Origin of the sequence: Enterococcus sp. DIV1420a (genome assembly GCF_051712165.1) — a bacterium.
Classification (GTDB): domain Bacteria; phylum Bacillota; class Bacilli; order Lactobacillales; family Enterococcaceae; genus Enterococcus; species Enterococcus faecalis.
In genome coordinates this window covers 762,266-775,468 of record NZ_JBIOOI010000002.1, presented here as the reverse complement: position 1 = coordinate 775,468, position 13,203 = coordinate 762,266, and the positions used below count along the sequence as shown (strand labels likewise).

Below are 13,203 nucleotides of genomic sequence, written 5' to 3'. Positions count from 1 at the left end.
CTATTAATTATAGACAGTTTTTTTACTATCATGTGTTCAAAAATTCTTCCTTTCAGCTTAAAAGTTTAAGAGCAAAAAAAGTTTTACTTTTCCATGCAAAATCATAAGAAAGGATTAAATGGGTTGTAGATAGCCAAAAGACTAAATCTCAAACACATAATAGCCAACTACATTTAATGGAATCGAACCATTATTACAGAACCATCATGCAAATAATCTACATTTCTTCATAAATAAACAATTATCAGCCCGCCTCTTACCGCCACGGTTACACTGCATCTTGTAAAAAGCTTGGTTATCCCGCCATCGCAAGTGGGTTATGAGCTTTGATAAAGGGTATACTACCTAAAAGTTTGGTTATTGAAATCAGTAGTATTGGCTCAACCCTGTACGCATGAAATGCGCCTATTATATCCAGTTATATAGTACACAAGATTATTTTTTTTACATTCCCTTTAAAAACTGCTGAAACTCACATTCAGGTATTTTATGGTGTCTACGAATTTCTTCATCACTCAAAAAAGTTTTTAATTCTAAATATCCTTTTTTCGTCAATGGCTTCGTATTTCCGTTATAATATTCCTCGAATTGTCGTAGTTTCCAAAAAGGAATTTTCAAGATATTCATAATTGCTTTACGAGGTCTTTTAGTTTCGTATAATCGAACAAATCGCTGATATTTACTCATATGTTGAACACTTTTTAGCTCTATCCAACAAATCGTTGTTCGCTTCGCTTTTTGTCCTTTTTGTTTTAACAACTCGTTTGTTCGATACTTTACAATTTCAAATACTGTTTGTTTCGAATCATTCAATGTTTCTACTTCAAAACCAAACATTTCTAACGAAGTATCCTCTTTGTATACGATTGTTTCTACGAACCACTTAAAGACTTTCATACATCTCTCCTCAAACTAAAAAAATATAGTGCAGAGGTTTTTATCAACCTTTGCACTATAAGTATAATCTGCCCTTTTGATTTTAAAATTAACTAGCCATAAGGGTTTAATTTATATATTGACTATATACCTCTTTTCTTTTTCGTTCTTTTTTATACTAAATCCTAAAATCATAAAAAAGAAAGCTGAGATAACAAGGATACTCGTAATAGTTTGAGTTATCCTTAAATTACTTAAATGAAAATTTAATAAAATATAACAATAAATCATTACCGAATGTGCGTTAAAATCGCATTTTTTCATATAGAGATAAGCAAGTTTATATATTTTCCCTAAAAGAAACATCCCTATTATTACACCTGGAATCCAAAAGTTCATGTACATAGTACCAATTGTTTCTGGAGGCCACGATGATGGAAACAATTCTTTAAATGGCATTGATGGTTTGATATTCCTATTCCCTTCTGCAAGTGTCCTTATATAGACCCCTTCATCTACAGGCGGCTTCTCGGGAATAATAGAACTAGGGATGGGAGCAGATAACAAATCTTTAAAACTGCTGCCTAGCCATATGTTACTAACATCAAAATGATTAGTTATAAACAAGTAGGTGTCAATGTAACTTATCTCTTTTGTAGATTTTCCAATGTTATCCTTCACTTCGCTCGCTAAATATTTAGGATTATTTAGAAGTGTTTCTATTCCATCAGGACTTCTTAAAATAGGTATTCCAACAATATAAATTACTAAAAGAGGAACTAACAGCCATATCTTTTTAGGTATTTTTTTTAACCTTTTAACTCCATAATGCCAAGAGATCAAACTAAACGTAACTAATTGAAGCGTTTGTTTTCTTCCTCCTAAAGATGTTAAGAGAAAACCTACAAATAAAATTAATAACAATAAAAAGAAATATTTAATAAATGATTTCTTATATTTGAACGTATATATATAACAAACAACAGAAATCGTTAATGAAGTTGTTGTCAGCGACAAAAGATATCCATTGCCAGCTGTCATTTGAGTTCTAATATTAAGGTTTGATGTTAAAACACTAAATCCGCCTACGCCTCTCAAAAAAATTAGATAGCCTAACATACCAACAAAAAAAGACAGCAAAGTTCCCACAATATATCTTTTTCTGTTTTCTGATTTAGGAAGGCCAGGTAAGTTTGAAAATTTTTTAATCATAGGTACTTTCATACCAAAATATAAAGAAAACGCACCTATCAATAAAATTACGACAAAATATATTATTTCTTTAGGAATATTTTCTATGCCAATTTCTCGTAATACTTGTGGTTGGATGATGTAGACATCATTTGCAATAGAAAACAGATAAGGCACAGACGTGATAATTAGAAAAAAAAATGAAATCGTTACTGGATTAAATAAATCTTTACCTGCTTTTGTCCATTTTACTAACGGAATCATTAATATTAACAACAGTAAAACTGTTATAAAAAATAGCATAAAATATAATAACCTCCTTAACAAAGTTCTAATTTATAAACATACTTGTAAAAACTATTTTTTATTTAATAAATCAAGCAATGGATTTGCCTTAAATAGAGTAGTAATTGTTAAATAGATAGGCAATGCAATAGCAAACTGTATAATATTAGTTAAAATACTACTTGATAAATTACTTGTTAAATAACGTGTCACTGTACACATCAACATTCCGCCTAGTAAAAAGATTCCAATTTTATGATATTCAAATTTAAAATCTGTACTCTCTAAGAAAGATTTTGTTCTTACAAAAGTAACAAAACATTCGGCTAAAATATTTGAAAATACTACACCGAAAAACCCAATAGTTGGCAGCAAAATCAGATTAAATACAATATTAATACCTGCACCAATCATCACTGATTTATTATATTCTTTTATTTGTCCAATCGGCATCAAATATTGCCTAGATATAGAAATACCTAATGGGATAATTACTATAAGTATTGTAAAAAAAGGAATAACATTATTTATATACAGAAACTTTTCTCCAAAAAACCAAGGTACGAGTTTGTCATAAATAGTCAGCATACCAAACATAATAGGAATAGAAAAGAACAACTGCAAATGAATTGTTTTCTCCATCGTTCTTACAATCTTATCAGTATTCCGTTTAGCAAAAATTCCTGTCATGTGTGGCAAAAGAACTAAATCTAAGGTTGTGATGACGGTAATAAATACTGTATTTAACTGCAGTGAATTAATAAAATAACCCACAGCCACACTTCCCAAAGTAAATCCTAAGAGTGTTTTGTTTAAATTAGTATACAGCATGATTGCGATTTGAGGAATAAAATATTCAAACGAACCTTTCAAATGATTCAAGCTATTTTTTATGTGTATCTTTGTAAAATGAATATATTTAGGGATAAACAGCCACACCCCCACTTGGGAAAGAAGGATGCCTGTCGCTTGTATCATTGTATATTTGATTGTGTCCCCTTCATTTTTAATAAACAAAATGATCAAAACGAAAGTAATTAATTGGACAAACAAACTTGACATACTTACCTTTTTAAAATCTTCGATCCCCATAAAAAACCATGAAACATCAAAAAATACTGTTAATATTGTTAAAGATTGGATAAATAAATATATCCTATTGTCTAGAAATAAAGCCACAATGAAATATACCACGATAACACCGATTGTAATGAGGGCTTTAAAAACAAAAATCTCCCAAAATACTTTTGACAGCTCCTGTTTATTTCTATTATAAGCTAGAGCTATTTCCCTATTTCCGTATATTGTCACACCCAGTCCAGCGACCAAAACAAAATACTGAGCAATCGAAAACGTGTAATTATAAATTCCCAGCCCTGCTGGTCCAAGAGCATTTGATACTATTGGTATTGTAATGATAGGAATAATTATTTTAGCGACTTGGAATAAACTCTGGTAAAAAAAATTTTTTGCTATATTTTTCATATTTTAATCCCGTCTAAAAATATCTCTCGTATAAACTTTTTCTTGAACATCAGCCAGATGACTTTCCATACGGTTCGAAACAATCACATCTGCCATTTTTTTGAATTCTTCAAAATCTTTGATTACTCGTGAATGAAAGAACTCTTCGGCATCCAGTGTTGGCTCATAAACCACCACTTCAATCCCTTTTGCCTTGATTCTTTTCATGATCCCTTGAATAGAGGAATATCGAAAGTTATCAGAATTTGCTTTCATTGTTAAACGATAGATACCGACTGTTTCCGGCTTTTTAGCTAAAATTTGTTCTGCAATGAAATCTTTTCTTGTTGTATTTGCTTCCACAATAGCGCCTATGATGTTGCTTGGAACTTCCTCATAATTGGCTCTTAGCTGCTTCGTGTCTTTAGGTAAACAATATCCCCCGTAACCAAAAGAAGGATTATTATAATGCGAACCAATTCGTGGATCTAAACCTACTCCTTCAATAATTTGTTTTGTATTTAAACCTCGAGATTCAGCGTAAGTATCCAACTCATTGAAGTAGGCCACACGTAACGCAAGATAGGTATTTGAAAACAATTTGATTGCTTCTGCTTCAGTAGCATGAGTCAATAAAACTGATACCTCTTGATCTAAGGCATTTCGCTTAAACATATCCGCAATTTCTTGTCCGCGATCAGAACATTCCCCTACTACGATTCTAGAAGGATGGAGATTATCATATAGAGCTCTTCCTTCACGCAGAAATTCTGGAGAGAAAATGATATTTTCTGTTTTAAATTTTTCTTTTACGTCTGCCGTATACCCCACTGGTACAGTAGATTTTATAATGAATGTCGCATCAGGACGAATAGCTAATGCTTTTTCAATAACATCTTCAACTGTAGCAGTATTAAAGTAATTTTTCTTTTCATCGTAATCCGTTGGTGTCGCGACAATCAAGTAATCTCCAAATAAAACTGCCTCTTCAAAATCTTTAGTGAATGCTACATTCAAATCATCTCGTTCAAGAAATTCATGGATTTCTTTATCTTCTAGAGGTGACTTCTTATTTTGTAGCATATCGATTTTTTCTTCGACAATATCATATGCTTTAACATTTTCATGCTGGCTAAGCAGCAAAGCGTTCGCTAAACCGACGTAGCCGAGGCCGAATACTGAAATATTCATAATTAAGTATACTCTCCATAACGTTATTTATTATTCACTTGTCCAGTACATACTATAAACAAAAAAAGAAACTTGAAATATTGACGATGCTTTGCATACTGCTTTCAAACAAATAATAGATTAGATAAACACATATCACAGCTGTTTTTTACTTATCAATTTTTTAGCTATATCTACAGACGTATAAAATTACTTCTTGCCGTTATTCATTATCTTTTCGAGTTTCAAAGAAATATCATCTCTTAAAATTGAGAAATCAATTCTGGATTTCATAAACGCTTTGATGTTATTTTGCATTACTTGATATTCTTCATTAGACATATTATATAAGGCTTTGATTGCTTTTCTAAATCCTTCAATATTTTCCAAAGAACAAATGTAGCCTTCTTGACCATCTTCTATATCATTCCACGGGGTTTTATCACTAAGAATAACTGGGCATCCATTTGACAAAGACTCCGAAATAACGTGTCCGTAATTTTCACTTTTAGTAGGAAATAAGAAAGCATCATACTTCCTAAATACTCCATCAACATCCTCATGACTTATATTTCCTTTATAATTAACCTCTATATTAGCAGGCAAAGCTGCTATTTTTTTTTGACAAATCTCCCAATAATTTTTATCTTCTATAGGACCAAAAATATCCAAAGATACATTTTCTTCAAGTGTATTTAAAATTTCAATTGCATAATCTAAATTTTTTTTGGGAACGATTCGAGATAAAAAGACCAAATTTAATTTTTTTTCGTGTTTATTCTTCTTGTTATTCACTTTGCTTGGACTAGGGATATTGGTAAATAATATTGTATCGTTTGATGGAAATAGATTTTTTAAAACGTTATCCTCTTCATTGCTTGTCGATTGAAAATAAATATTTTTATGGAATATATTTCCTAATTTAAAAACATTTATATAAACATTTTTTTTCATACTTTTATTACTTCTAGCTCCGTCTAGCAACTGTCCCCTAGGCGCAATTAGTAACGGTATAGTAAAGTTGGTATAAAAAACTGAGCCTATTAATTTATAATCAAAAAAACTATTTATATATATTAAATCAGGTTTTATTTCCTTGATTACACTACCCATAAGTTTAGAAAAACTTTTTTCTCTATTTACATAGAGAACTTTCGCTTCTGGCCTTATATTCCATCCCTCATTAATGCCCTGCAACCGTTCATTTTCATTAAGGTCATGATCACGCGTAACAATATGGAAAGTATATTTATCTTTTAATAGCTCACAAAAGTTTAGTATACTGACCGGTGGCCCACCATATTTTTGTGCAGGAAAATATCCTTCAGCAACTATTAATATTTTTTTCTTCACTCACCCCACACCACCCGATTCACATAGTCGGTATAAGATAGGATAATGCGCAAAACTTTTTCCGAAACATTTGGCATAGAGTAGTCTGCCACATGGCGCAAAGTATCTTTTTCTTGTGTTCCCAATACTTCTAGTCCTTGCATTATCCGCTCTTTTTCTAGTCCAACCATCATCACACTGGCTTCTTCCATTGCTTCTGGACGTTCATGCGCTTGTCTGATATTTAGTGCCTTGAAATTCAAGATAGAGGATTCTTCACTGATTGTCCCGCTATCACTTAGTACCGCTTTTGCATGGATCTGCAGTTTATTGTAATCATTAAATCCCATAGGTTTCATCGTTTGGATCAACTCGTGGAACTTGATTCCTTTTGATTCGATCATTTTCATCGTACGCGGATGCGTGCTCACGATAATTGGTAGTTGATAGGTTTCAGCAATTGCATTTAAACTATCTATTAGATTTGAGAAATTGCTTTCTGAACTGATATTTTCTTCACGATGTGCGGAGACCACAAAATAATGCCCTTCTTTTAACTCTAATCGTTCAAAGATATCTGACTGTTGGATGTCTTCTTTTCTTGAATTCAATACTTCAAACATTGGGCTGCCTGTTTTGATGACACGATCTGCAGGTAATCCTTCGCGCAAAAGATATTCTCGTGCAATGTCGCTGTATGTCAAATTGATATCAGCTGTGTGGTCGACGATTTTACGATTCGTTTCTTCTGGGACACGCTGATCAAAACAACGGTTACCGGCTTCCATGTGAAAAATAGGGATATGACGACGTTTTGCTGCAATCGCACATAAACAACTATTGGTATCACCTAATACTAAAAAGGCATCTGGCTTTACTTCTTCCAAGATAGGATCAATCTTGATTAAGATATTCCCAACGGTCTCGATTGCTGTACCTGTTGCTGCATTTAAAAAATAGTCTGGTTTCTTCAACTTGAAATCTTCAAAAAACACTTCATTTAGCTCATAGTCATAGTTTTGTCCCGTATGTACCAATACATGGTCAATAGCTTCTGAACTTTCTAAACGATTGATTACAGCAGATAAACGAATGATTTCTGGGCGCGTGCCTACCACTGTCATCACTTTTAAATTTTTCATTGATTAAACCTCCACATAATAAGTATCTGGATGTTCTGGATCAAATGGCTCATTGACCCACATCACAGTTACCATGTCTGTTGTTCCTAGATTTTCAATATTGTGCGTATATCCCACTGGAATATCTACTACTTCCAACTTTTCTCCAGAAACAAAATACTCAATTACTTCACTTGAATCGATTTTTCTAAAACGGATAACACCTTGCCCGCTTACAACTAAAAATTTCTCGTTTTTTGTGTTATGCCAGTGATTTCCTTTGGTGATTCCTGGTTTTGAGATATTGATGGATACTTGTCCGCGATCTTTTGTTCGTAAAAATTCAGTAAACGATCCACGATTATCTATATTCATTTTTAGAAAATAAGAAAAATCATCTTCTGGCAGAAAACTCAAATATGTGCTGTACAGATTTTTTTCTACTCTTCTGGCAAGGTTTGGCACACTCAAATCTGTTCGGCTGTTTTTAAATGAAGTAATCAGTTCTTTTAGCTCACCAATCGTCACTTCATCTGTTTCTCGAACTGCACAATAGCCATTTTCCATATAAGGTTTACCATTCAGACAATGAAGTAATTCTTTTACTACATCATCGATATAACAAAGTTCAACGGCCGCATTTGGATCATTGACTGTGACTTCTTCATTTCTTGCGATTTTATAACAGAATGTTGCTACTACCGTATTGTAATTTGGTCGTGACCATTTTCCGTATAAATTTGCAAAACGATAAATATAAACAGGTGCTCCGGTTTCCTCTTGATAGGATTTCAAGAGTTCTTCACCAGCTTTTTTACTTTTTCCATAGGAATTTTCGAGTGCTGCTTGGATAGAAGAAGAAATCATCACAGGACAAGTATTTTGATGCTCTTTTAATTTTGAAAGCAATTCTGAAGTGAAACCAAAATTCCCCTCCATAAATTCTGCCTCATTTTTTGGTCGATTGACACCAGCTAAATGAAAAACAAAATCTGCTTTTTTGCAATATTCATCTAATAAATCCTTTGGTGTATCTATGTTAAAACTGAAAATATCTGTGTAGCCTTCATTTTTTAATTCAGCAATCAGATTTTTCCCAACAAAGCCGTTTGCTCCAGTCACTAAGATATTCATTTGTTTTGCCACTCTTTCAATTCTTTTTTAACGTAATCTAATTCAAGAAGTCTTTCCTTGATTTGCTCAATAGATAAGCGTTGCGTATTGTCTGAATTGTATTCTCCTTCTTGTGTTAATTCCTTACTGCCTTCCACAAAATATTTATCATAATTAAGATCACGTGTGTCTGCCGGAACGCGATAAAAGTCACCCATATCTTGGGCTACTAAATATTCTTCTTTCGTTAATAACGTTTCATACTGCTTTTCTCCATGACGTGTCCCAATTACATGAATTTCATTTTCTGCCTGAAATAGTTCTTTCACTGCTTGGGCTAAATCCCCAACTGTAGAAGCAGGTGATTTTTGTACCATGATATCTCCGGCTTTTGCATTCTGAAAGGCAAAAATAACTAATTCTACAGCTTCTTCTAAACTCATCAAGAAACGTGTCATCTCAGGATCTGTCACAGTTAAAGGTTTATTCGCTTTGATTTGGTCAATAAAAAGCGGGATGACTGATCCGCGAGAAGCCATTACATTTCCGTAACGAGTCCCGCATATCGTCGTGCGTTCTTCCGAAACAGTTTTTGCTTTTGCAACAAACACTTTTTCCATCATCGCTTTAGAAATCCCCATTGCATTGATAGGATAAGCTGCTTTATCTGTTGATAAGCAAATCACTTTTTGAATATCCATTTCGATGGCAGCTGTCAGCACGTTGTCGGTTCCTACAATATTTGTTTTTACAGCCTCCATAGGGAAAAATTCACAAGAAGGTACTTGTTTAAGTGCAGCAGCATGAAACACATAATCAACCCCATACATCGCATTTTTCACGCTATTAATATCACGAACATCACCAATGTAAAATTTCAATTTATCGTTATTGTATTTTTTCCGCATGTCGTCTTGTTTTTTCTCATCCCGTGAAAAAATGCGGATTTCTTTAATATCAGAATCTAAAAATCGTTTCATTACTGCGTTACCAAAAGAGCCAGTTCCGCCAGTGATTAATAATATTTTATCTTTGAACATGCTTTGTTCTCCCTTTTCATCATTTAAAATGCTTCATGATTGTAGTATAGCTTTTTTCTACATCAAAATTATTTTTCAAATAAATAAATGCATTTTCCCCTAAGATATTTCTGGTATTCTTATCTTTCAGTTTTTCCATATTACCTACAAATTTTCTTAAATCTCCGTGTTCTGAACAATATCCAAACTGCCCCTCCACTATCATTTCTTTCAAATCTGTAGATCTGTCTACCGCTGCTAAAATAGGTTTTCTTGACTCCATATATCCTAGTATTCTAGAAGGAATATTTGGGATAGTGAATCTTTTGTCTAAAAATACTAAACCTATATCTGCAATAGATTCCACTTTTTTATACTCATTTTTAGGTAATCCATTAATTAATAATGTATTTTTTATATCATTAGAACTTAAATATTTTTTTATTCGCTCATATTCTGTTCCAGAACCAACTATTAATAAGAAAAAATCTTTTCTTTCTTCTAGACTTTTTATTATTTCTAAAAGAAAATCAACTCCTTGGGGCTTTCCTAAATTGCCGCCATACAGCATTACCACTTTATCTTCTGGAATACCATATTCACTGCCTATTTCCTTTTTGAGGAGTTGACAGTCTACCTTATCGTTTTTGATTCTAATAGAATTAGGATTTATTTCCACAATTTTTCTTCTATCAAATTCATTATGGTGGAGTATATATTGAGAATTTTTTTCTGAAATTGTTCCTATATAGTCAGATACTTCGTATAACGAAACTTCCTTTTTTCTAAAATATTTATAAATCAAACTTTTTTTCGAGATTTTGCCCAGATCAACTGCATTTTGTGGAAATATATCTTTCAACAAAAGATAGCTTTTGCAGTTGTCTCTTTTCTTTATAAAATCAACCACTTTAGCAAAAGTCACCGGAGGGGTAGAGTAAACCACTAAATCAAACTTTATATCTGAAAAATAATGCTTGATTCCGTTTATAAATTGTTGTTCTATCTGTATTGTAGAAATACCTTTTTCTAACAAATTAGTTTTTTGGATATTTCCTATTTTTAATTTTAAAATTTTACATTTATCATTGATTTCGATTAAATGAGTTTTTGTATTTTTTTTTCTTTCAACTGGAGATATGATTGAAACATTGTGTTTGTTTTTTACAAATTCAGAGAGCAAATCAGTATAAATATTACTTTCCTCCAAATTTTCGAAATCTAAAAGAGTAAGAAATAGAACGTTCAATGACATAATACATTTAACTCCCTTTAAATTTTTCTGGTGTACTGTTGGTGATTGCATCGATATTCTCTTTCATAATTACTTTTGCGCAAGTTTTAACTATAATCGCTATATCACCAAAAAAGCTGATTTTCTTCACATACTGGAGATCCAAATCAAATTTTTCTTCCCAACTAATTGCATTTCTTCCGTTAACTTGGGCTAATCCAGTTAAACCAGGTCTCACGTTGTGTCTTTTCTTCTGTTTTTCATTATAGAGAGGCAGATATTCCACTAATAATGGACGAGGTCCAACGATCGACATATCCCCTTTTAAAATATTCCATAGTTCAGGTAGTTCATCTAAACTGGTTGCTCTAAGCATTTTACCGAACTTTGTTAAGCGAACATCATCTGGTAAATAATTTCCGTTCTGATCTCTTTCATCAGCCATTGTTCGAAATTTATACATAGAAAAAATTTTTTCATTTTTACCTGGACGCTCTTGTTTAAAAATAACAGGAGAACCAAGCTTAGTTTTTACTAATATTGCGACAATCAAAATAATCGGAGATAAAATGATAAGAGCAATTCCTGATAATAAAATATCTAGTGCTCTTTTTCCAATAAGTTGATAAAACGTTTTTTTACGCATGATTGATCACTCTTTTAATGGTAGTTACTACGCGATTTAAATCTTCATCTGACATTTTTGTGTCTGAAGGCAAACAAACACCTGATTCAAATAAAGTCTCTGCAACATTATCACCAATATAATCATATTGTTTGAAAACGGGCTGCAGATGCATTGGTTTCCATACTGGACGCGCCTCTATATTGTCTTTGTCCAATTCATCAATAAGGAAAGTAGAATCAAGCCCATTAACTGTTATTACACTCAACCAATAATTAGGCTCATTCCAACTATTTTCTGGCATAAATTGGATATTTGACAGATTTGATAGTTCTTTTTTATAAAAATCGTAAATATAGCGTTTCTTTTCAATTCTATCTTTCAAAACTTTGAGTTGTCCACGACCAATACCAGCAACGATATTGCTCATACGATAATTGTAACCAATCTCATTATGCTGATAGTGACGTGCATTCTCACGGGATTGAGTAGCCCAAAATTTTACTTTATATATCTTCTCTTTGCTTTCAGAAACTAACATTCCTCCACCTGATGTAGTGATTATTTTGTTTCCATTAAAAGAAAAGATTCCATATTCACCAAATGTACCAGTAAATTTTCCTTTATACGTAGTCCCTAAAGATTCGGCAGCATCTTCTATCAAGGTCACACCATACTCATCACATATTTGCGTTATTTCATCTAAATTAGCTGATAAACCATACAAATGCACCACTAAAACAGCTTTTGCCTGAGGATATTTTTCTAAAGCCTCTCTTAAATGACTTGGACTCATATTCCAAGTCTCATAATCACTATCTACGAATACTGGTACAGCATTCTGATAAATAACTGGATTCACTGTGGCAGAGAAAGTTAGGGATTGGCAAATCACTATATCATCTTTACCGACCCCTGCTGCTTTTAATGCTAAATGTATAGCGGCAGTACCTGAAGAAAGTGCCGCAGCATGTCCAGTTCCAACATATTCTGCTAATTCCTCTTCAAAACCATTGACATTCATGCCTAAAGGAGCCACCCAATTTGTATCAAACGCTTCTTTTACATACGCTTGTTCATAACCTTCTTCACTCACATGAGGAGAAGCTAATAATATTCTTTTTTCATCCAATTTAATCCCATCTTTCTATGATTCTAGCAGGTACACCAACATTTTTAGTATGATTTTCGATATCTCTAATCACTACACTTCCTGCACCTATAATATTTCCATTACCAATAGCTATATTTTGTATAATTTTAGTTCCGACACCTATTTGATTTTTATCGCCTAAAGTAACTTTCCCGGAAAGGTTTACACTAGGAAAAATAGAATTATAATCACCTATTTTTGCATCATGACCAATAGTAGAACTGATATTGATCATATTAAAATTTCCTAGAACAATATCGGCTGTATAAGACGTATACGGCATCAAGATATTCCCAATACCTAAATGGATATTTATTCCTATTAATGCACTAGGCGCAATCAAATTTGGGAAAATCAAATTAGTGTTTCCTTTTAACGTTTGATATATTTTCTCTTTTATACGGGGAGAAGCAATCCCCATAAAGACAGCAGTTTTCTTGTCTATATTCATTAGAGATTTTATATTTCCTAAAACAGGTTTGCCTACTACTTTATCACCGTGTATGTTTGATTCATCATCAACGAAACCAATCAGTTCATATTCAGGGAAACTTTGCAGTAAAAAAGCAATCTCTTTACCAAATCCACCTGCGCCTACAATAATTGTTTTCACGTAACTC

General features: G+C 32.7%; 12 protein-coding genes. All 12 read right to left on the bottom strand.

All coding sequences use genetic code 11. From position 1 onward, the window contains the following. Positions 1 to 444: 444 nt before the first annotated feature. The 12 genes from IGI80_RS15135 to IGI80_RS15080 all read right to left on the bottom strand — a co-directional run bounded on the left by IGI80_RS15135 (position 445) and on the right by IGI80_RS15080 (position 13,196). Positions 445 to 897 (bottom strand): hypothetical protein, encoded by a 453-nt coding sequence (locus IGI80_RS15135; RefSeq protein ID WP_014862282.1) that lies wholly within the window; start codon positions 895 to 897, stop codon positions 445 to 447. Positions 898 to 1,008: 111 nt separating this feature from the next. Then, positions 1,009 to 2,370, bottom strand: coding sequence for an O-antigen polymerase (locus IGI80_RS15130; RefSeq protein ID WP_438724114.1), 1,362 nt, complete (start codon positions 2,368 to 2,370; stop codon positions 1,009 to 1,011). 54 nt (positions 2,371 to 2,424) lie between these two features. Continuing rightward, entirely contained in the window at positions 2,425 to 3,837 is a 1,413-nt protein-coding gene (locus IGI80_RS15125; RefSeq protein WP_438724113.1) for an oligosaccharide flippase family protein, read from the bottom strand. 3 nt (positions 3,838 to 3,840) lie between these two features. Further along, positions 3,841 to 5,007 (bottom strand): nucleotide sugar dehydrogenase, encoded by a 1,167-nt coding sequence (locus tag IGI80_RS15120; RefSeq protein WP_010709683.1) that lies wholly within the window; start codon positions 5,005 to 5,007, stop codon positions 3,841 to 3,843. A gap of 189 nt (positions 5,008 to 5,196) precedes the next feature. Further along, positions 5,197 to 6,339, bottom strand: coding sequence for a glycosyltransferase (locus IGI80_RS15115; RefSeq protein ID WP_160194925.1), 1,143 nt, complete (start codon positions 6,337 to 6,339; stop codon positions 5,197 to 5,199). Continuing rightward, positions 6,336 to 7,460, bottom strand: a complete 1,125-nt coding sequence (gene wecB, locus IGI80_RS15110; protein WP_438724112.1) for a non-hydrolyzing UDP-N-acetylglucosamine 2-epimerase — start codon at positions 7,458 to 7,460, stop codon at positions 6,336 to 6,338. The genes IGI80_RS15115 and wecB overlap by 4 nt, the downstream gene beginning before the upstream one ends. Positions 7,461 to 7,463: 3 nt before the next feature. Continuing rightward, a complete protein-coding gene (locus IGI80_RS15105) occupies positions 7,464 to 8,573 on the bottom strand; it encodes a capsular polysaccharide biosynthesis protein CapF (protein WP_438724264.1) in 1,110 nt (369 codons plus the stop codon). Then, on the bottom strand, positions 8,570 to 9,592 hold the full coding sequence (locus IGI80_RS15100; RefSeq protein ID WP_160194926.1) for a polysaccharide biosynthesis protein: 1,023 nt from the start codon (positions 9,590 to 9,592) through the stop codon (positions 8,570 to 8,572). The genes IGI80_RS15105 and IGI80_RS15100 overlap by 4 nt, the downstream gene beginning before the upstream one ends. Before the next feature lie 19 nt (positions 9,593 to 9,611). Beyond that, on the bottom strand, positions 9,612 to 10,877 hold the full coding sequence (locus IGI80_RS15095) for a glycosyltransferase family 4 protein (RefSeq protein ID WP_438724111.1): 1,266 nt from the start codon (positions 10,875 to 10,877) through the stop codon (positions 9,612 to 9,614). Beyond that, entirely contained in the window at positions 10,834 to 11,451 is a 618-nt protein-coding gene (locus IGI80_RS15090) for a sugar transferase (protein WP_010709689.1), read from the bottom strand. The genes IGI80_RS15095 and IGI80_RS15090 overlap by 44 nt, the downstream gene beginning before the upstream one ends. After that, complete coding sequence (locus tag IGI80_RS15085; protein ID WP_438724110.1) at positions 11,444 to 12,562, bottom strand: DegT/DnrJ/EryC1/StrS family aminotransferase; 1,119 nt, start codon at positions 12,560 to 12,562, stop codon at positions 11,444 to 11,446. Before IGI80_RS15085 ends, IGI80_RS15090 begins: the two co-directional genes overlap by 8 nt. A 1-nt stretch (position 12,563) precedes the next feature. After that, the gene (locus IGI80_RS15080) at positions 12,564 to 13,196 is read right to left on the bottom strand and encodes an acetyltransferase (protein WP_014862292.1); all 633 of its coding nucleotides are present in this window, start codon (positions 13,194 to 13,196) and stop codon (positions 12,564 to 12,566) included. Between the last annotated feature and the right edge of the window lie 7 nt (positions 13,197 to 13,203).